19 protein-coding genes, 4 pseudogenes and 1 other annotated feature are annotated in these 19,999 nt (G+C 52.6%); of the genes and pseudogenes, 15 read left to right on the top strand and 8 right to left on the bottom strand.

Features of this window, described 5'->3' with window-relative positions:
- Nucleotides 1-7: 7 nt before the first annotated feature.
- Genes H2P46_RS07170 through pilV (H2P46_RS22920) form a run of 5 tightly spaced genes read left to right on the top strand, consistent with a single transcriptional unit; the run spans nucleotide 8 to nucleotide 2,169 of the window.
- Complete coding sequence (locus H2P46_RS07170) at nucleotides 8-604, top strand: type 4 pilus major pilin (RefSeq protein ID WP_193404480.1); 597 nt, start codon at nucleotides 8-10, stop codon at nucleotides 602-604.
- Between the two features lie 4 nt (nucleotides 605-608).
- Nucleotides 609-1,088 carry a lytic transglycosylase domain-containing protein gene (locus H2P46_RS07165; protein ID WP_193404479.1) on the top strand — a complete coding sequence of 160 codons (480 nt, stop codon included), beginning with the start codon at nucleotides 609-611 and terminating at the stop codon, nucleotides 1,086-1,088.
- Entirely contained in the window at nucleotides 1,085-1,741 is a 657-nt protein-coding gene (locus tag H2P46_RS07160) for a prepilin peptidase (protein WP_193404478.1), read from the top strand. The genes H2P46_RS07165 and H2P46_RS07160 overlap by 4 nt, the downstream gene beginning before the upstream one ends.
- 5 nt (nucleotides 1,742-1,746) lie before the next feature.
- A complete protein-coding gene (locus H2P46_RS22925; protein WP_238938954.1) occupies nucleotides 1,747-1,893 on the top strand; it encodes a hypothetical protein in 147 nt (48 codons plus the stop codon).
- Nucleotides 1,894-2,169: a shufflon system plasmid conjugative transfer pilus tip adhesin PilV gene (gene pilV / locus H2P46_RS22920; protein WP_338103634.1), complete on the top strand. Its 276-nt coding sequence runs from the start codon at nucleotides 1,894-1,896 to the stop codon at nucleotides 2,167-2,169.
- Between the two features lie 39 nt (nucleotides 2,170-2,208).
- Here the strand turns inward: pilV (H2P46_RS22920) and istB are convergent, their stop codons facing one another.
- Nucleotides 2,209-2,997 carry an IS21-like element helper ATPase IstB gene (gene istB, locus H2P46_RS07150; protein WP_193403211.1) on the bottom strand — a complete coding sequence of 263 codons (789 nt, stop codon included), beginning with the start codon at nucleotides 2,995-2,997 and terminating at the stop codon, nucleotides 2,209-2,211.
- Nucleotides 2,994-4,022 (bottom strand): IS21 family transposase, encoded by a 1,029-nt coding sequence (istA, locus tag H2P46_RS07145; RefSeq protein WP_193404477.1) that lies wholly within the window; start codon nucleotides 4,020-4,022, stop codon nucleotides 2,994-2,996. The genes istB and istA overlap by 4 nt, the downstream gene beginning before the upstream one ends.
- 87 nt (nucleotides 4,023-4,109) lie before the next feature.
- Here istA and pilV (H2P46_RS07140) point away from each other — a divergent pair.
- From pilV (H2P46_RS07140) to tnpC, 5 genes and pseudogenes are all read left to right on the top strand, one after another.
- Nucleotides 4,110-5,174: pseudogene (gene pilV, locus H2P46_RS07140) on the top strand (shufflon system plasmid conjugative transfer pilus tip adhesin PilV); the annotation flags it as partial.
- Between the two features lie 322 nt (nucleotides 5,175-5,496).
- A pseudogene (locus tag H2P46_RS07135) lies at nucleotides 5,497-5,958 on the top strand (integrase); the annotation flags it as partial.
- A gap of 48 nt (nucleotides 5,959-6,006) precedes the next feature.
- Nucleotides 6,007-6,642: an IS66-like element accessory protein TnpA gene (tnpA, locus tag H2P46_RS07130; protein WP_193403483.1), complete on the top strand. Its 636-nt coding sequence runs from the start codon at nucleotides 6,007-6,009 to the stop codon at nucleotides 6,640-6,642.
- On the top strand, nucleotides 6,639-6,986 hold the full coding sequence (gene tnpB, locus H2P46_RS07125; RefSeq protein WP_193403484.1) for an IS66 family insertion sequence element accessory protein TnpB: 348 nt from the start codon (nucleotides 6,639-6,641) through the stop codon (nucleotides 6,984-6,986). The genes tnpA and tnpB overlap by 4 nt, the downstream gene beginning before the upstream one ends.
- Nucleotides 6,987-7,005: 19 nt before the next feature.
- Entirely contained in the window at nucleotides 7,006-8,577 is a 1,572-nt protein-coding gene (gene tnpC / locus H2P46_RS07120) for an IS66 family transposase (RefSeq protein WP_193404476.1), read from the top strand.
- Nucleotides 8,578-8,908: 331 nt separating this feature from the next.
- On the opposite strand, the gene H2P46_RS07115 is transcribed toward tnpC, so the two are convergent.
- Nucleotides 8,909-9,606, bottom strand: a protein-coding gene (locus tag H2P46_RS07115) for an IS1 family transposase (protein ID WP_239952247.1) whose coding sequence is annotated in 2 segments (ribosomal slippage) — nucleotides 8,909-9,357 and nucleotides 9,357-9,606 — 699 coding nt in all. Because the reading frame shifts where the segments join, the coding sequence is not laid out codon by codon here.
- A gap of 74 nt (nucleotides 9,607-9,680) precedes the next feature.
- Here H2P46_RS07115 and H2P46_RS07110 point away from each other — a divergent pair.
- Nucleotides 9,681-10,103, top strand: a complete 423-nt coding sequence (locus H2P46_RS07110) for a hypothetical protein (RefSeq protein WP_193404475.1) — start codon at nucleotides 9,681-9,683, stop codon at nucleotides 10,101-10,103.
- A 71-nt stretch (nucleotides 10,104-10,174) separates the two neighbouring features.
- On the opposite strand, the gene H2P46_RS07105 is transcribed toward H2P46_RS07110, so the two are convergent.
- Nucleotides 10,175-11,059, bottom strand: a complete 885-nt coding sequence (locus H2P46_RS07105; protein ID WP_059011833.1) for a ParA family protein — start codon at nucleotides 11,057-11,059, stop codon at nucleotides 10,175-10,177.
- A 445-nt stretch (nucleotides 11,060-11,504) separates the two neighbouring features.
- Nucleotides 11,505-11,981, bottom strand: a pseudogene (locus tag H2P46_RS07100) (fibronectin type III-like domain-contianing protein); the annotation flags it as partial.
- A 54-nt stretch (nucleotides 11,982-12,035) separates the two neighbouring features.
- Here H2P46_RS07100 and H2P46_RS07095 point away from each other — a divergent pair.
- Nucleotides 12,036-13,249 (top strand): IS3 family transposase gene (locus H2P46_RS07095; RefSeq protein ID WP_420846532.1). Its coding sequence is split into 2 segments (ribosomal slippage): nucleotides 12,036-12,330 and nucleotides 12,330-13,249, totalling 1,215 coding nucleotides; the frame shifts between segments, so codons are not numbered across the junction.
- Nucleotides 12,317-12,433 (top strand) — a sequence feature (AL1L pseudoknot). (Overlaps the previous gene by 117 nt.)
- A gap of 42 nt (nucleotides 13,250-13,291) precedes the next feature.
- Here H2P46_RS07095 and H2P46_RS07090 read toward each other — a convergent pair.
- A pseudogene (locus H2P46_RS07090) lies at nucleotides 13,292-15,199 on the bottom strand (glycoside hydrolase family 3 protein); the annotation flags it as partial.
- Between the two features lie 747 nt (nucleotides 15,200-15,946).
- Between H2P46_RS07090 and H2P46_RS07085 the strand changes: the two are divergent.
- Nucleotides 15,947-16,906, top strand: a complete 960-nt coding sequence (locus tag H2P46_RS07085) for a GGDEF domain-containing protein (RefSeq protein WP_193404473.1) — start codon at nucleotides 15,947-15,949, stop codon at nucleotides 16,904-16,906.
- Nucleotides 16,907-17,428: 522 nt separating this feature from the next.
- Here H2P46_RS07085 and H2P46_RS07080 read toward each other — a convergent pair.
- The gene (locus H2P46_RS07080; RefSeq protein ID WP_202987373.1) at nucleotides 17,429-17,872 is read right to left on the bottom strand and encodes an HXXEE domain-containing protein; all 444 of its coding nucleotides are present in this window, start codon (nucleotides 17,870-17,872) and stop codon (nucleotides 17,429-17,431) included.
- 226 nt (nucleotides 17,873-18,098) lie between these two features.
- Entirely contained in the window at nucleotides 18,099-18,374 is a 276-nt protein-coding gene (locus H2P46_RS07075; protein WP_193404472.1) for a hypothetical protein, read from the bottom strand.
- Between the two features lie 876 nt (nucleotides 18,375-19,250).
- Here H2P46_RS07075 and H2P46_RS07070 point away from each other — a divergent pair.
- On the top strand, nucleotides 19,251-19,415 hold the full coding sequence (locus H2P46_RS07070) for a con-10 family general stress protein (protein WP_193404471.1): 165 nt from the start codon (nucleotides 19,251-19,253) through the stop codon (nucleotides 19,413-19,415).
- Between the two features lie 199 nt (nucleotides 19,416-19,614).
- Complete coding sequence (locus tag H2P46_RS07065; RefSeq protein ID WP_193404470.1) at nucleotides 19,615-19,917, top strand: hypothetical protein; 303 nt, start codon at nucleotides 19,615-19,617, stop codon at nucleotides 19,915-19,917.
- The last annotated feature ends 82 nt before the right edge of the window (nucleotides 19,918-19,999 follow it).

Below are 19,999 nucleotides of genomic sequence, written 5' to 3'. Positions count from 1 at the left end.
AACGACTATGTCATCTCAGACATCACATTATTACCAGCGCCAGCCAGACCGGGGCTGGGGCATCCTTGAGCACGGCAGCATTGCCCTGTTTACGGTTATCGTCATCTGCATTGTCGGGGCGCTTGTCTGGAGTCTCTCTGGCAAAAAGTCTGTTGCGGTGGAAACCTCAAATATCCAGACAATTGTGACCAATGCCCAGCAGCTCAAGCAGACCCAGGGGGGGTATAACTTTACCAGTGGCACCACCATGACCGGCACGCTTATCCAGCAGGGGGGCGCGCCGAAGGCCGGCTGGACGATTCAGGGGACGGCCAGTTCCGGCACGGCGACGATGTGGAACAGCTATGGAGGCCAGGTTGTCATGGCACCGGTGGCATCAAACGGATTCAATAATGGTTTCTCCGTCACCACACAGAAAGTGCCGCAGGCCGACTGTATCTCCATTGCTACCCAGCTCGGCTCCGGTGGCGCGTTCAGTGCCATCAGCCTTAACAGCACCGACTACAGTGACGGCCTGGTCAGCGCCGAAGATGCCGGCAAAGCCTGTACCGCTGACACAGGCATGACCGGTAACAACACCCTGGTCTTCACCCACAACGGCTGATGACATGCTGCGCCTGACTGCCCTCCTGCTGTTTATCCTGCTCAGCCCCCGCGCGGGGTCATTCTGCTTCGACGCAGCAGGGACAAAGTACCACATCGATCCGCTGCTGATTCAGGCCATTGCCACCGGCGAAAGCAGTCTGCGTCCGGGGATTACGAATGTTAACCGCGATAAAAAGACCGGGCGTGCGCTCAGCACTGATTACGGGTTGATGCAGGTCAACTCCACACACATCCCGGCGCTGATAGCGCAGGGGGTTATCCGTAGTCCACAGGATCTGCTGACCCGTCCCTGTCTCAATGTGCAGATTGGTACATGGATTCTGGCGAAACATTTTCAGGTATGCGGCATCAGCTGGAATTGTCTGGGTTCTTACAACGCTGGTTTTCGTCAGGATCGCCACGAAACGCGCGAATCTTACGCCAACCGGATTTATGCCATTTACCGGCGCCTTTTACTGAAAGAACGGGGGATCAGACTGTGACACTGCTGACACTGAGTATGCCGTGGCCAACGCTTGGCATCATTTTTCCACTGAGCCTCGGTTTGTTTAATTTTATGGCGAGCCTCGTCAGTATTAACCTGGTGACATCGGGTAACTGGAACGGGCGCAGTTCTCCTGTGCCTCCGGCGATAGTCTGGCTATATGCCGCTGCTGTCAGTGTCATGCTGCTGGCACCCGCACCGGCGATGACGCGCCTGCTGTCATTTTTCATCAGCCTGTTTCTTTTCAGAATGACGCTTACCGATGCGCTGACGGGACTGCTGCCCCGCGAAATGACGGTGAGCTGTCTGACTGCGGGGCTTGCTGCCGCACTTCTGAACCCGGGGTTTACGGAACATCTCCTTTCTGCGGTCATCGCGATGTTGATTTTCGGCGGCTGGCGATATGCCTCAACGAAGATTCATGGTCGCGAGTGTCTGGGACTGGGCGATGTGTGGCTGGCCGGTGCCATTGCCGCATGGCTCGGTGGAACCGTTGGGCTTTATGCCCTGCTGACCGGTGTGATGTTTTTTGTCCTGTGGCAGTTATCCGTCCGTCGCATAAGCGAGGGCGGGCCGATGGGCCCCTGGCTGTGTGCCGGTGCGATGTCAGTGACACTGCCTGAACTTTATCAGCCGCTTATTACATGGTGATGCCAGTGAACTCAATAAAAACAACCGATCGTGGCTGGGCTATTCTCAGTACGGGTGCGGCTTTACTGATTCTGCTGCTGGTCAGCGTATGGGGATATTCGCTCATCAGCGACTGGATGCAGAAACGGACCTGGATGAACACCTCAGCGTAGGTGTCCCGCTTCACGCAGGCCGTAAAAAGTTATACCGGGCGTTATTACGATACGCTGCTCACCAGCGCCACCACCACCGCGCCGGTCATTGTGACACCCGCTATGCTGAAAAATACCGGTTTTCTGGAACAGGGCTTCAGTGAGACCACCATTGACGGCCAGGCTTATTCCGCTGCGGTTATACGCAATGCCACCAACACCGACCAGCTGCAGGCGATGGTCTACACGCATGATGGCTCTGCACTTCCGTTTCTGTCAATACCGATCGAATTCTGACCCACCCTGCCAAAGTAAAACTGACCCACCCCCTTTGAATCATTCGAGCGTTGTTGCTTTCGTTTTCTTCTGGAGTTGACCGCTTTTCAGCTTATCTTTCAGTCGATAGCTTTGGCCGCTGATTTGGGCGATATGCGCATGGTGAAGCAGCCGATCCAGCATCGCTGCCGTCAGTGTCTCGTCATCACCAAACGTTCCGGACCACTGCGTAAACGGCAGGTTGCTGGTCAGGATCACGCTGCCTGACTCATACCGTTTAGCGACTACCTGGAAGAACAGGTTCGCCTCCATTTTACCGAACGGCAGATATCCCACTTCGTCGATGATCAACAGCTTAGGTTTACCTACGACGCGGTTCAGGTAGCCCTTCAGGTCACCCTGACGATGTGACGCCATCAGTTGCAGCATCATGTCGGCGGCGGTAATGAACCGAATGCTTAAACCCGCCATCGCGGCCTTATAGCCAATGGCGGTCGCCAGGTGCGTTTTGCCGACGCCAGAAGGCCCGAGCAGGACAACGTTCTCCTGACGTTCGATAAATGTCAGACCCGCCAACTCCTGGATCTGACTTCGTGGAACGCCACTGGCATAGGCGTAATCGAACTGCTCCAGTGTTTTTATCACCGGCAGGCCTGATAACCGCAAAATGGTCTGGCGACGCCGTTCGTTCTGGCCATCATGCTGGAGCTGCAAAACGGCTTCCAGGAAGTCGGCATGCGTGCCGCTGTTGTCGATGGTCGCCTGTGCCACACCCGGCCACTCTGCCGGCAGGCGGTCGAGCTTGAGTTGCTCGCAGAGCGCGGCAATACGATCATGTTGAAGGTTCATGCTGGCACCTCGAGCAAGGCCTGGTACGTTGCCAGAGGATGTTGCAGGCTCTCGGTCGGCACCGGACGCTGGCTGAGCGCTGGGACAGGTGCAGGCAATGCCAACGTGACCTTCGGTAACGGCAATAGCGCAGCACGCTCGCGCGGCATGCGCTGCTCAGGCGGTACGCCTGTGGTGCCATGCACTCGTGTGTTCGCGACGGTGACCAGCCACTCGCCGATGCGTGTGTTGGCAGCAGGTACATCCAGTACCAGCCCGGCCTGCCGGAAGGTCGCGGTAAGAGGCACGATAAAGCTGTTCTTGAGGTAATGGTTAAACCGCTCAACCTTACCCTTGGTCTTGGCGCGATAGGGTCGGCAGACCTTGGGAGTAAAGGCATACTTCTCGGCGACGTGCATCAACTGCGGGTTCCAGCGATGCTTACCGGGGGCGTAGACATCGCGCTCAATGATGATGGCCTTGGCGTTGTCGAACAGCAGCTGATGCGGCGTCCCGCCGAAGAACCTGAGCGCAGACTCAATGCCGTCACACCAGGCAGCGGAGTCCTGGTTGCTGTAAAACTTGACGAAAGTCGCGCGGCTCCAGCCCAGCGTGGCGACAAAGGCCAGCAATGGGTTATGACCGAGTCTGATGATGGTGAAATCAACTTGCATCTGAAAGCCAGGCTCGGTCTCGAAGCGTGTTACCTCTTCAGTGACGGGCTGCTTAATGGGGTGCAGGAAAGCGGTCAGCATGCTGTAACCACCCTCGTAACCACGCTGACGGATCTCGCGCAGCAGCACACTGGCGGGGATCCCGAGGGGCCTGGCAGCGGCCACGCGCCCAAGGATATAGGTCTTGAACGGGTCAAGCTTGCAGGGTCTGGGTGCGCGAGGCTTGTAGCGCATATCCGCTACGGGCAGCGGGCTACGAATATATCTGCGAACGGTCTCACGAGAGCATGAAAGCTGGCGCGCGATGGCGCGTATCGACATGCCCTGACGGTGTAAAACACTAATCTCCACTCTGGTCTCCAATGTCATCATTGGCAGTGCCTTAAAACTGCCATTTTTACCCTAGGTGGGTCAGATTTACATCGGCAGGTGGGCCAGTTTTACATCGGTAGCGACACGTTTCTTGCGCTGCGCCAGATATCAATGGATATATCCACCGGCATGGGTGGTTATGTCTGGACATCGGGAATTGCGACCGGAGCAATGGGAAGCTGGACCGTTCCTCTCGCACAGTTTGGTGTCAGCAGCACACAGGGGCATATCGCCACTCTGCTGACCGCTGACGAACTGGGCGTCTCACGCGGTGAAAGTGACCGGCTTTACCGATTTTCGGTCACCGGCAAGCCCGATCTCAATACCATGCATACCAGTATCGATATGGGCGGCAATAACCTGAACAATACCGGTACAGTTAATGCCGTAACGGGCGCTTTTAGCGGCAACGTAACGGCCAGTGGAAATATCACCGCAAACGGTACGGTGACGGGGCAGAACGTGACTGCTGGTTCAAATGTCACTGCCGGTAATGCCATTACAGCCAATAACGATATCCGTTCTAATAATGGCTGGTTCATTACGCGGAACGGTAAAGGCTGGCTCGATGAGACCCACGGGGGTGGTTTTTACATGTCAGATAATGACTGGGTCCGGGCCGTCAATAACAAAAATATTTACACCGGCGGTCAGGTACGTGGAGGTAGCGTGCGTGCAGACGGACGCCTGTCCACGGGGGAAGTTCTGCAGCTCGATGGCGTTAACACGGCGGGCGCTGCTTGCTCACCAAACGGGCTGGTAAGCCGTGATGCATCTGGTGCCATACTTTCCTGTCAATCCGGTGTGTGGCGGGGAAATGTCAGCAACGGTAGTTATAGCTATGTAGGTACCTTTGATTCGCAGTACAACGGATACAATTCAGGAACAACAACGATGACTGTTTATGCCCAGGGCGGTAACTCTATTGTTTCACGCTCAGTAAAAGATGGGGCGTGCGTAAATACGTGGAATTTATCAGGAATCGTTAATGGGGTAACAGTGTCTTACGGTAATGATAACAACCCTGAATGGTCAAAATCTGGCTCAATCACTTTTGAAGTTCCTGCGAATACGGCTTACACAATATTATCTACCCCTCTGCCATCAGAGGGGTGCTCTCCAGGCCGTTTTGGTGTTAATCAGTATCAGTAAAGGCCCATTGCCTGTTTTCAGGGCAGGCTGCAGGCAATCACAATGTGCAAAAATGCGTCTCGAAATACGTATCCCAGGGCACAAACATGTACGACTGCCCCGTCATATAGGCATTGTCCGTTGCACCGGCCGGGCAGTTACATCCACCTGTAACGGGGTTTGCCTGACAAAGCACCTGGATATCCGGCACAAGTGAGCCGTCTGACGAGTACCTGCGGAGAACATACTGACCGCCTCCGGGGGCCGGGGTTTTCCACACACCGGATTGACAGTGATGTCTGGCAGCAATGTGATATCTTTCCTGTTTTTTCAGGGGGGTATGATGGCGGTCAGAAACCGAATAAAAAAAATGGCACTTGGAAAAGCACTGGATAAATATTTCAGTGCTGTCTCTGTCCATAAACGTGGTCATCTTCAGGAGTTTTATCGTATCAACGTTATTAAACGTTCAGCGCTGTCGATGAAGTGCATGGATGAGATTAGCTCCGTGGATATCGCTGATTACCGTGATACGAGGCTGAATACGGTAAGCGACCGTACAGGACGTGTGGTGAGTCCCAATACCGTAAGGCTTGAGCTGGCACTGCTTTCATCGCTTTATAATCTCGCACGCATAGAATGGGGGACCTGTTCACACAATCCCGTTGAATACGTCCGCAAACCAACAGCGTCTCCAGGACGCACGCGACGTCTGACCTCCCCGGAAGAGCGCCGGATTACCCGTGCCCTACGCAGCAAAAATCCACAGTTGCTGGCTATTTTTCATTTGGCTCTGGAAACAGCGTAAGCGTCTCATCCAGACCGTCTTTTATTTTTGCCCGCGTTTCCTACCATGGACACTTTCGCGAACATGGACACTACCGTGGACAAAAATACGCCTTACACCAGAAGACCATGGATCTTCACAGCGCTGAGCCTGCGCTTTAATGAGGCTCTGACTTACCGTGAAATAGCAGAACAACTGAACCTTAGCTCATCTGCCATACATAAAATGTTCACGCGTTTTCGACGAACCGGAATTAACTGGCCATTGTCGGAAGAATACACGCCTGAACGCCTGGAGGAAGAGCTCTATGCCTTCAATCTTGAGACAAATCTTCCTGTAAAAAAACGCCGGCCGGACTGGCCTCTGGAATTCAAAATTCGCATGGCGGAGCTGACCCTGCAGCCGGACGCCTGTGTGGCTCAAATTGCCCGTGAGCATGGCATTAACGATAATCTGCTGTTCAACTGGCGCAATCTGCATCGTCAGGGGCTACTGGATCCGGCCAACAGAGCGACTCTGATTCCGGTTACTATGGAGCCTGTTGTCCCTCCGCCCAGGCAAAACGGCGTCGTATCAGCAGACCTGCCACCGGTCATCAGCTGCAGGCTGACGTTGCCAGGTGGAAGCCTCAACCTGACTGGCCCGCTGACGCCTGAACTTCTGCGCGCACTGGTCAGCGAACTCAGGGAGGGTGAGTCATGATTAGCTTTCCGGCAGGTTCGCGGATCTGGCTGGTTGCTGGCGTGACAGATATGCGCTGTAGCTTCAACGGGCTGGCAGCGAAAGTGCAGAACACGCTTCGCACCGATCCGTTCAGCGGTCATCTGTTTATCTTTCGCGGTCGTCGCGGCGACATGATAAAGGTGCTGTGGGCCGACCGGGACGGCCTGTGCCTGTTCACCAAACGACTGGAGCGGGGGCGCTTCGTCTGGCCGGTGACCCGTGACGGAAAAGTGCATCTGACGCCTGCGCAGCTCTCCATGCTGCTGGAAGGCATTAACTGGAAGCACCCACAGCGGACTGAACGGCCTGGCCTGCGGATATAACCTGCTGTAAAATGGGGTTATGGACGCATCCCTTCCCGATGAAAACGCCCGGCTCAGGGCGCTGCTGCTGGAGCAGCAGACCACCATCCGCAAAATGGCGGAGTATAACCGCCTGCTCTCACAGCGGGTGGCGGCGTACGCCAGCGAAATCAACCGGCTGAAGGCGCTGATCACTAAGCTTCAGCGCATGCAGTTCGGCAAAAGCTCCGAAAAGCTGCGTGAGAAAACGCAGCGCCAGGTGCGCGAGGCTGAAGAGCGCATCGGCGCCCTGCAGGAGGAGATGGCTGAGGCGCTGGGTGAGCAGCATGACCCGGTGGTTCCGCAACCGCTGCGCCAGTCTTCTGCCCGTAAACCATTACCGGCCACACTCCCCCGCGAAACCCGCACGCTGTCGCCGGCAGAAACCGCCTGCCCGTCGTGCGGCGGAGAGCTCAGCGCGCTGGGCTGCGACGTATCGGAGCAGCTGGAGCTCATCAGCAGCGCCTTTAAGGTTATCGAAACGCAGCGGCCAAAACTGGCCTGCTGTGGATGTGACCACATCGTTCAGGCGACCATGCCGGCAAAACCCATAGAGCGCAGCTACGCGGGTCCCGGGCTGCTGGCGCGCATCGTCACGGCAAAGTTCGCAGAGCACACGCCTCACTATCGTCAGTCAGAGATATACCGGCGTCAGTGCGTGGAGCTGAGTCGTGCCACACTGGGGCGCTGGTCCGGTGCGGTCAGCGAACTGCTGGAGCCGCTGTATGACCTGCTGCGCCAGTACGTGCTGATTCCGGGCAAGGTGCATACCGACGATATCCCTGTGCCGGTTCAGGAGCCGGGCAGCGGTAAAACCCGCACGGCCCGGCTGTGGGTCTACGTGCGGGACGACCGTAACGCGGGCTCACCGCTTCCCCCGGCGGTGGGGTTCGCGTACTCGCCGGACCGTAAGGGGATCCATCCGCAGCAACACCTTGCCGGATACAGCGGTATCCTGCAGGCCGATGCTTACGGCGGCTACAACGCACTGTACGAAGACGGCCGTATCGCCGAAGCGGCCTGCATGGCGCACGCCCGGCGAAAAATCCATGACGTTCACGTCCGCACACCGACCGACGTCACAACCGAAGCGCTGAAGCGCATCGGTAAACTGTATGCCATCGAGGCGGAGATACGCGGCAGCCCGGCAGAGGAGCGGCTGGCGGTCCGGAAAGAGCAGACGGTCCCGCTGATGCAGTCGCTGTACGACTGGGTACAGGCACAGATGAAGGTGCTGTCGCGCCACTCGGATACGGCGAAGGCGTTCTCGTACCTGCTGAAGCAGTGGGATGCGCTGAACCTGTACTGCAGCAACGGCTGGGCCGAGATAGACAATAACATCGCAGAGAACGCGCTGCGTGGCGTTGCCCTGGGGCGGAAAAACTGGCTGTTCGCGGGTTCAGACGCGGGCGGGGAACGTGCTGCGGTACTGTACTCGCTGATCGGCACCTGCCGGCTTAACGGCGTGGAACCGGAGGCGTGGCTGCGTTACGTCATCGGTCATATCCAGGACTGGCCGGTGAACCGGGTCCGTGATCTGCTGCCCTGGAAGGTCGATCTCACTTTTGTCTGAGCTTCAATACGGTCTGGATGAGACGCTTACGACTGTTCGGCATCAAGTGAATAAATACCTGGGATATTTCTGCGGTTGTCAGACATATGCACCTCCCTTAAGGGAGGGCATTACCGTTCGGCGCTTAATGGCACTTTCCTCACACGATAAATCTTGTCTTTTCAGAGAATTGACACTGACGTAAACATACGTAAAGGGTGCCAGACGAACAGCTGCCGGGAGTAAACTCCCCGAGACTGTCTGCACGTTTTCAGACCGGTAAGTTTGGCGACCCCGGAATGAAGGTGCGGACAGCATATTCATATCTACAATTTTGGGTAATGACTCCAACTTACTGATAGTGTTTTATGTTCAGATAATGTCCGATGACCTTGTCATGCAGCTCCACCGATTTTGAGAACGACAGTGACTTCCGTCCCAGCCTTGCCAGATGTTGTCTCAGATTCAGGTTATGTCGCTCAATGCGCTGAGTGTAACGCTTGCTGATAACGTGCAGCTTTCCCTTCAGGCGTGATTCATACAGCGGCCAGCCATCCGTCATCCATACCACGACCTCAAAGGCCGACAGCAGGCTCAGAAGACGCTCCAGTGTGGCCAGAGTGCGTTCACCGAAGACGTGTGCCACAACCGTCCTCCGTATCCTGTCATACGCGTAAAACAGCCAGCGCTGACGTGATTTAGCACCGACGTAGCCCCACTGTTCGTCCATTTCAGCGCAGACAATCACATCACTGCCCGGTTGTATGCGCGAGGTTACCGACTGCGGCCTGAGTTTTTTAAGTGACGTAAAACCGTGTTGAGGCCAATGCCCATAATGCGTGCACTGGCGCGACATCCGACGCCATTCATGGCCATATCAATGATTGTCTGGTGCGTACCGGGCTGAGAGGCGGTGTAAGTGAACTGTAGTTGCCATGTTTTACGGCAATGAGAGCAGAGATAGCGCTGATGTCCGGCAGTGCTTTTGCCGTTACGCACCACGCCTTCAGTAGCGGAGCAGGAAGGACATCTGATGGAAATGGAAGCCACGCAAGCACCTCAAAATCACCATCATACACTAAATCAGTAAGTTGGGAGCATTACCCAATTTTGAGGACATATCTATGAATACACATGCACACCTGCCGTCCACCGGCGCACATACTCAGCTGCCGTCCGGCATTGATTTGGTTTATAACGATGACGTTTTTGACAATCTGAGCAAACGTTTCTGGGAAGAAGCGAAGAAAGCCCCGAAAGAAGAACGTCAGATGGTCTATCGTCTGTTGTGGTTGGGGGAGTGGCTCAGCAAAAGCAACCAGTGGAAACAGCAATTCCGAAACTGCTCGCCGAAAGATGCCCTGCACTATGCAGTAATCCGTCGCCATCACCTGCTTCCTGCAGATGTGTCCAAAATGTCCTGGGCCGAACTGTCCCTTGCTCTTACAGATGACTGGACCGACTTCGCCGGTCTGAAGCAATTGCAAACCCGCATCGAGAGAAAACTCGACTGCCTGGATACGCCTTTTCGCTTTGAGGCTGCGTGATTGTTTGCCTGCTGGCAGCTCATGCTGCCAGCATGTCAAAACTGATTCAGGGGTTGGTTTAACGTCAGACATTATTCCCCCTCACCAGCGTTTGCTAATGCATCAAACTTCTCTTTCCATTCCGGGAAAAGTTCACAGGCGAGTTTGTGCATAGAATCAAACGCAGAATCACTTTTACGGCTGGTTTTCTTCTCAAGGCGGTGCACGGGCTGACCGGCCGCATGCCCCTGCTTGTAAACATCCAGATCATAAATGCGTGTCTGGAGCATATCGATGACGATCTTATTCGCATGCTGGCTGTAATCACCGCTCAGTATGATGCTCTCAGCTTGTTCAACCGTAGTTTTGGCAAGCAGCGTATAATCCATGCAGTTCACCAGCATACGTATGCGTGGAAGACTGATACCAAAAGCCATGTACGGGAGCAGCTCTTCCATCAGAGCAACGGTGCCGCGCATAAATTCACGTACATCAGGCAGCACCGGCTTGACCATTCCAATCATTTCACCGGTAGCTGCAAGAATAATCAGTTCCGACATCACCGAGCGTGAACCCTGTGAATCAATCAGGATGACGTCATACTGGCTGAAGACCGGGTTTGATAAGGCATTGCGGAGACGCACGCGTCCGTCAGCAACATTGAGCATATAGGTAGGTAAAAGGTTGCGGGGATCATTGGAGACGATGACGTCAAGATTATCGATCTCGGTGCGCGAAATAATGTTTTCGGCCTTTGAGAGGTCTACGGTCTGCATGAGCAGTTCATAGAGGCCACATGGTGCTTCGTATGCTAAGGGATAGATACTGCTGGCAGTAGGCTGGGCGTGGTCGCCGTCAATAATGAGGGTTTTTATGCCTGCATCGGCGAGAAAACCGCCGAGATTAGCGGCCTGGGTTGATTTCCCCTCGCCACCTTTGGTAGAAACTACGGGGACAACTTTCGTTTTTGAATGCATTTCGTCACCTGAATAACATTATTCAGATGAGAACGATTGCTCACTTCACTGCTTTCCAAAAACACGGGGATTGAAAATCCCCGTGTCCCTGGTTCGATTCCGGGTTCGGGCACCACTATTTAAAGAACCCGCCGCAAGGCGGGTTTTTGCGTTCAGGAGGCCGAACCCGTCCCCGAACGTTCGATGCCCTCGCCACCTCCTGTGGCTCGCCCTGGCGTTCCTTTCTCGATAGCTGGCAATAATTCACAGCGAATCCCTCTGAATGTCCGTATTCATAGATGAAGCAAGCCTCTGTTCGAGCGCCTTTCTTTGGTTACTGTATCGGAAAGAGGGTAAGCGCAGCTTGGAGGATAGAGCGGTAGAGGCAATGTAATATTTTGAAGCAGTGCTGGCTTAGCAGCACTGCTTGTGTCATTGGCGGTGCGTATTTACATGCCAACGAGTACTACAATGCATTGATTTGACGTAAGATATTCTGCTTCAGAATTAGCTTTTTCTTCTCGTCCTTCATCAGTTCTGGTTGCTGTTTCAACGCATCGTCCAGCTTATCACCCAGGGTTGGTGTTCCCTCAATCCAGGCATTAGTCGCTTCATCTCCGATGGCTTTCGCCACAATTGAAGCCGCTTTTTCATATGTTTGTATATCAATCCACGGCGTTTCAAAGGAGAAGGCTGGTGTCGATGAGGTGACAGTAAGAGGAACCTCTGTATGGATGTCCCGCGAAGAGCTGCCGATACGCAATGTGAATCGGCCCGGTTCAAGTACCCAGTCATTCCTGTCCTCGTCAAAATATGAGAAGGCACGCTTGTCAAGATTCAGCGTCACCTGCTTCTCTGCTCCCGCAGCCAGGCTGACCTTTTCAAAAGCTTTCAGCTCCTGTTCCGGTCTGTCGAGACGCGAAGCGTTGTCGTGCACATAGAGTGAACCGCCCCGGGAATCCTGGAGACTAAACTCCCTGAGAGAGAGGTAAACAGGATGACTAAAAATACACGTTTTTCCCCCGAGATACGGCAGCGCGTCGTCCGCATGGTTCTGGAATGCCAGGACGGATATGACTCACAGTGGGCAGCCCTGAGTTCCATCGCCCCTAAAATCGGCTGCACGCCGGAGACCCTGCGTATCTGGCTGCGTCAGTATGAACGTGATGCCGGTGGCGGTGATGGTGGTCTCTCCACCACTGAGCGCCAGCGCCTGAAAGAGCTGGAGCGTGAGACCCGCGAGCGGCGGCGCGGCAATGATATCCGGCGGCAGGCCTCAGTTTATTTGGCGAGGGGGGAGTTCGACCGCCTCTGGAAAAAATAGCCCTCCTGGTGGATACCCTGAGCGATGAATACGGGGTCGGACCGGTATGCCATGAGCTGGATATCGCCCCGTCGTCATACTACCGCTACCGTGAATATCAGCTGCATCCTGACAGACGTAGCCATCGCGACCAGCGTGATGAGAAACTGAAGCAGGAGATACAGCGCGTGTACGACGAAAACTACGGCGTCTATGGTGTTCGCAAGGTCTGGCGCCAGCTGCTACGGGAGGGCTTCAGCGTGGCCCGATGCACCATCGCGAGGCTGATGAAGTCCATGGGCCTAACCGGCGTACTGCGAGGTAAAAAGGTGCGAACCACCGTCAGCCGTAAGACCCCTGCCGCGCATGACCGGGTGAACCGTCAGTTCGTGGCTGAACGCCCTGACCAGCTGTGGGTGGCAGACTTCACGTACGCCAGCACCTGGCAGGGCTTCGCATACGTAGCGTTCATTATCGACGTGTTCGCCGGTCGCATCGTGGGCTGGCGGGTGTCATCGTCGATGGAGACGACGTTCGTGCTGGATGCGCTGGAGCAGGCGCTGTGGGCCCGTCGGCCATCAGGAACCATCCATCACAGCGACAAAGGTTCACAGTACGTGTCGCTGGCCTACACACAGCGGTTGCAGGAGGCGGAGCTTCTGGCTTCAACGGGAAGCACGGGTGACTCTTATGATAACGCGATGGCCGAAAGCATCAACGGCCTGTACAAAGCGGAGGTGATACACAGGCAAAGCTGGAAAAACCGCGGCGAAGTGGAGCTGGCGACGCTGGCGTGGGTGGACTGGTACAACAATCGCCGGCTGCTGGAAAGGCTGGGGCATATCCCACCGGCAGAAGCCGAACGGGCATATTATGCTTCCATCGGGAATAAGGATCTGGCAGCCTGAGTTCCCAACTAAAATACTCTCCCGGAAAACCGGGGCGGTTCAGAGCTGAACCACTTCTTTTGTCTCTCTCTGAGAAAGATTGTGCAATTGAACGCTAATCTTAATACTTTCCTGCTTATCGAGATTAAATACCGGTTTTTCAGGACGGGCTTTCCCATACTTTACGCTGGAATACGAAAGCCCATAGCCAAACGGGTACATCGGAGCGATACGTCGGGTGTCAAAATAACGGTAGCCGACATAAATCCCTTCACCATAGATAACCGTTTTGGCGCTGCCTGGATAGTTGCCAAAGCCTGGTGAATCTTCCAGGCGTTTGGGGAAGGTTAACGGCAGTTTGCCCGAAGGATTCACTTTACCGGTAAGAATGTCTGCTACAGCGTTCCCTGCCTGTTCACCAGGCTGCCAGGCAAGAAGAATAGCGTCAGCGTTGCTCTCCCATGACGCCATCTCGATAGGCGAACCTATGTTGAGCACGACCACTACCTTTTTATTTTGCTGATGGAATAGTGCGGATACCCTTTCAATCATTGCTACTTCGTCTGCGTGCATGGTCATCGAATAGCGATCGGCCCCCTCTGTAGAACTGCGTCCCACTGAAATCAGGGCGATATCACTCTGCTGCGCCGCACGGGTGATGGCAGCATCGTTGGCCTGCTCATTGAGCGGTTGTCCCTCAATGGTATCGATAAGAGTTAATCCGGCATTTTTCATTCCCTAAGACAAGGTCACCAGCCGTTTGGGATCAATATTGACTTCCGCGCTACCGCCCCCGATAACAAAAAAGTTGTTAACGTTGTGACCGAAAGCCGCAATGCGAAAGGAAGAGGGCATCGGCAGGGTCGCTGAATCATTTTTCAGCAATACCATGGAATCAGCTGCAACCTGACGCGCCAGTGAAGAGTGATCGATAGGTTCCGATCTTCCGGCAGCGCCTGCATCTTTGAAACGGTGTGTTTTAATCACTCCATTAAGGATATTGCGGATATTTTCGTCGATCTGATGCTGGGTTAACTCACCGGACTTCAATGCCGCGAGAATAACGTCTTTCGGGTCAGTATTACGACGCAGGAAAGGCGTCTCTTTTTCTGACAGGCCGCCGGGCATGTTGAGATCATTACCGTTCTGCAGCGCCCTGACAGGGTCACTGACGCCATACCAGTCAGACATCACAAAGCCATTGAACTTCCACTGATGACGCAACACGTCCTTTAGCAACCACGAGTTTTGTGAGGAGGGGGTTCCGTTAATGGCAGGATAGGAACTCATTACCGCCCAGGGCTGTGCCTTTTCCATTGCATATTCAAAACCGGGGAAATAGATTTCCCGCAAGGCACGGGGAGAAATAATTTCATTAACCGTCTGTCGGCGCGTTTCCTGATTATTAGCGGCAAAGTGTTTGAGTACCGCACCAACCCCCTGAGCCTGCATGCCATTAATATAACCAACGGTAATCATGGCATTTAGCCACGGATCTTCCGAGAAGTACTCGAAGTTTCGGCCATTTAGCACATTGCGCTGTATGTTAATTGCCGGACCAAGCATGAGATCAACGCCATACTGCCTGGCCTCATTACCTATCGCTCCACCCACTTGTTGGATCAACTGCGGGTCCCAGGTCGCGGCCATCGCGACGGAAACCGGAAAGCCGGTAGCAAAACGTTTCTCACCGCCGGTTGGGCCAGCCCCTAACCTGACGCCTACCGGTCCGTCTGCAAAGACAATTTGAGGGATCCCCAGCCTCGGGATGGCCACCGTCGAACCGGCAGCACCCGCCACTTTTTCTGCATTGTTCATGCCGGTGCCAGAGACCAGTGAGGCTTTCTCTTCGGGCGTCATAGCAGCGATAACGGCAGGTATCGAATCAGTTCCCTTTAGCTGCGGAACCGCCCAGGCAGGCATTGAAAGGAAGATAACGGCAGCAGACAGCCCTGCTTTATGTAGTTTCATACTCATCCCTTAGTTTTTTATGAGCGCTTTCGTCCGTTCTGTGCGAAAGCGGTAAGGTACAGATAGCAAGCGCGTCTGGCCTGCTATCTGCACCTTACAGGAGCACAAAGCGAAGCTCTCCTGACTTTCATCAATGAAAACGATAATAGGCAAATATCTTTAAATTTTAGTGGGATGGATAACGATTTTCATTGGCGTAAAATGGCCGGGAGTGATTTAAATAACGCTAATAAACTCGCTGCGCGAAAGGGGGATCTGCTTTTGGCTAGCCCTTTCAGGACAGGGGGAAGGATTTTCGTAGCCGGACGACGCTGTATCATGTTCAGTCATTACGGATAGCTTTTCGCCAGAAAGTGAAATCAATCAGGTACGACTGCCAGCCCGCCGAGGGTAGGTCACCGTCAGCGTGCGGAAATTTTCCGGGTTCGATGTCCTCGCCATCTTCTGTGCTCACTCTGTCGGACCGGTTTTTCCTGGAGAATTTGCAACTCCACACCCTTAGTGATTACGCATCCGAAAAATAAAGTCATACGGTGAACAAGACATTTGACACAATTATGCTTTGTTGCGACGAACCCTCGGACAAAGGAAACGGCGATGATTGCGCTGTGCTGGTTTAAACGTTTCATGCCACTTAATATCCTGTGCCGGACACAATTATCCGTTGCTAATCGCGTTTTATAGTGCTCTATTTACAGATAAAAACTGGCAGGCAAAATACCCTTTTTATACTTATACATAATTGCCATGTCTGACGAAGCGCTGCATCAGCAGATACAAAATCTGAAAAAGCATAATGCGCGGCTCAAGCGTATAGCGCACGACGCACGTAACAAATTAAATGCAGCGCTGGATGGCACAGGTTTATGCTTATGGCAGCTAGAAATTCCCAGCGGTAAGCTGGTGATTTTTAATCGTCGCTGGGGAGCCATGCTCGGTTTCCAGCCCAGGGAAACCGCCGCCAATTTTGAATCGTGGAAAGAATGTTTACATCCTGACGATGCAGACGAGGTATTAAAAGCTTTTTACGATCATATTGAAGGCGTTGCGCCCTATTACGAAGCCTTGCACCGCATGATCGGTAAAAATGGCAAAATCACCTGGGTATTGGATCGTGGCCGGATCAGCGAATGGGATGAAGCAGGACGCCCTCTCAAGGTAACTGGCACCCATATCGACATGACCAAAGAGAAGCAGTACGAAGAGCAACTGGCGGTACTGGCGCTGCACGATCCCCTTACGCTGTTAACCAACCGGTATGCTTTGCACAATCACTTCCGCGAACTGAAAGCACAAGGCGCGCTATGTGTGGCTTTCATCGATTTAGATGATTTTAAACACGTCAATGACACGTTAGGGCATCGCAGCGGCGATGCCGTGTTGATTCAGTTAAGTCAGCGCCTGATTGAAGCATGTCCATCAGAGGTGGTGATTGGACGCTTAGGTGGAGATGAGTTTGTTTTATTGATGCCATATGCGCTGGATAATCCGTTGATAACCCATACGGCGTATGCCTGCCTTGATGCCGCGTTGACGATGTTTGAAATGGACAATGGCAACGCCAGTATTGGTGCGTCTGTGGGTGTCGCGCAGGTTGAGGCACAAGACAGCTTCGACGCGGCGTTGGCACGTGCCGATGAAGCTATGTATTACATTAAGAAAAACGGCAAGCGTGGCGTAGCGCTTGGAAAAGTCACCACGCTGTGACCTCGTCAGAAAGCGCAACAGTTAAAGCCGGGCCATTTAAACATAGGGTTGCCGGATACCCATACTGACGGCAGGCGAATGACGTCACACGCTTAGCACAGCACAGCACATCGCGAATCAATCTTTACCCTCCAGCCCCTGCTATTAACGAAACAGCGGACACAGGCCGCTGGTGGTCGATAACACGATCCCTCGATTCAATTTTTACAGGTGACGAAAGAGCCAGATCAACATGGCATTGCTTTGCACATCAGACGTAGCTGTATTAATCAACGGGGAGCTGGTCACCGTAGATGACTTAGGTTTAGCGTTCGATGGATATAACCATGTAGTGGAGAACACTCCTGGTAAGTATTGGTGATCATGTGCTTTCCTTAATAAACATAAAGCCATGATTTGGTCGTGAGCGGGTTCACGGCAGGCTTTTTGCCCAACGAATAGCGAACCGAGCTACCTCGGGTCACCGCTTTTTATGGTGCGTTTGTTTGAAAAAACCGTAACGATAAAACCCGATGACTTCTCTCAAAACCTTTGTCCGGCGCTCCGGCCCATTTCGGATTCTGAAAATGGATATTTCGACTGTTTACTTCTGAGCAGAATAATCGGGAGTAAAAACAGGAAAACCACCGCGCCGAGCGTAGCGAAGATGCCAGGCACGAAGTCTCCCGGGCTTGCGATATGGTTTGTCGTTACGTACCAAATGTAATCAATACCAATGGGCAAGAAAAGGAATAGGGCCGTTGCGAGTCCAGGATTGTACAGACGCTTTATACGTACAGGGACGGCAATGCCGTGTGCGAGTACCTGAAACAAGCCCAATCCGACCTGCGCAAGGCCGAGCCAGATGAGGTCGGGAAAGGATATGGCCGCGATATAAAAGAGATAGGTTAATAGCGTATTGCTGATCATGCACTGATTGGCGTTTAAGGGATAGCGGTCAGGAATATCTTTCTCTCCCATCACCATTAAATTAGTTACCGTTGGAAATCCGCTGGGTTAGCCATATTCCTCAACTTGGTGAGCGAGCATCGCCATGAAGCTGAATATCAAAATCACCTGAATGGGGCTAAATAAACTGCCCCAGAAGCCCATAAAAAACGAGAGGACGACAAAAATTATGCCTCTCACGAAGTGCCAGTTGTGACGGTAGAAATTCAAAACTCGTCTTTTCATACCGGGAAAACTCCTCGTATCAGGCATCAGGATTAAGCCATAAGCTTCGTTGCAGCTGTTGCCATGGCTCCCTACGGCAAGCCAACAACATCGCCTGGGGGCAACCGCCGTTCCTGTGTGCGGCACCTGCCAAAAAAGGTGTTATCGCCATCAGTTTGGCTGAAAAATAACCTTGCTGTGGTTTGTTTTCTTTTTTTCCTAAAATTCCCCTATCCATACCAAGGTAGAATCTATGAAAGGGGCAGACCGGGTTCCTGTACCCATAAGCCTCCTCATAACCAATCCCATTTACCATAATGGCTCCAGTTAGCTACGCCAGCTTTTGGCACAGGCTGTGTGAAAACGTACTTAGCTGAAAGGATTCCCTCAAACAGAGCTGAAAAATGCGCATTTACGTTAAATCTGCATCAGCTTACCAGTCAAAATATCTCAGATTTTGTGTAGACGCGCGGCCTTCAGTTTGTAGTCAGGGATTTCACACAGTCTGGGCACACAGCAGACAGCAGTCGTTCAGATGAAGGTTCTCCACCTTCGAATGTGTGCGGTCAGATTTTGCTGGCGATGGTCGAGTAATTTGCAAATGGTCGCCAGGTAAAATGCAAAGGGGGGCAAGTCAGATGTAATTACGCAACACGTCCTCTCAGACAATTATTATTTCGCATCCCCGCTTCGTTTATATCACACGATTTTTGACCAGGCTTTTCTTACCTGGACAGGCTTAATTAATATCGGTTGAGGCATAATTGATCATTTATTGATCTTATTTCGCGCTAATTATTTGTCCGTACAGAATCTGGCCGCTTCGTTTAGTTAAAAAGAACACTTGTTGATCAAATTAATCAATTTTTATACTGCATATACGGCTTTTCCGCTTCGCTTAAAAGGTTTGCAGTGAGGGTTTCGTCGAAAATGATCGAAAAATGTTGTCGGAATCGACAAATAACGGGCTATACGCCTTTTTAGCTATATTTCACCATGGTGAAATAAGATGATTTCACCGGTAAACTATTGATCAATAGATTAAGACAGTAATTTAAGCGAAATTTTGCAGAGCAATGTTTGTTGAGGCACTTGATTATAGGGAAGGGGCAGCTACATTTACTCTGTATCAACAGTCTGACGACGTCGTGTCTGTGATAATTTAATTATTAAATTGCATGAGGAAAACAGGATGACTCAATATCGTGGTGGAGCGGGAAACTTTGCTGCAGACAAAGAGCGAGCAGCCGAAGCTGGTCGTAAAGGCGGACAAAATAGCGGCGGTAATTTTAAAAACAACCCCGAGCGTGCCATTGAAGCGGGCCGCAAAGGGGGAAAAATCAGTCGCCGTAGCTGAGAAAATATATCACCGATTTAACAGTAGGTTATAGCAGGCAGCAGGAGAGATAGACGCGTAGTACGGTACTCCCTGATGAAAGATATTAGCTATTTATGTCTCGCCTTTTTATTGATGCAGGCATATAAATTAAAACCGGAACAGGCTTCCTTTCCGGTTTTATTTTTTATGGCGTATAAGCTGCCTGAAAAGATAAGCATTGGTACAGGTAAAATCTGGTAGAAGCGATTTATTAATTCGCCAGGTTTACCCTCTTTTTCTCATATTCCCTCCTGTTACACCGTTTATGCTGGTTCATCATTATGATTTATTACCAATGGGTAACTCTATGGTGATAAAAGGGAAAAATATTTATGTGCCGCGCCTGTCAGCGCTGTTTTCTGCCAGAAGACATCTGACGGTCTCTATTAAATGGTGGACCTTTTTTACCAGGCTGGTAAACAGTATTGAAATTTTTACGCCTGTTATCGGCATCATGAGCGTATTCAAGGCGATCTATTAACAGAAGAAACTATTTAGCGTCACCTGGCGCCTTACGCTTTTGGAAATGCTACTGCAGAGCAAATGCAAAATGCCGGAACAGC

Source organism: Mixta mediterraneensis, from assembly GCF_014946725.1.
GTDB lineage: Bacteria > Pseudomonadota > Gammaproteobacteria > Enterobacterales > Enterobacteriaceae > Pantoea > Pantoea mediterraneensis.
This window is presented reverse-complemented; position numbering and strand designations above follow the sequence as displayed.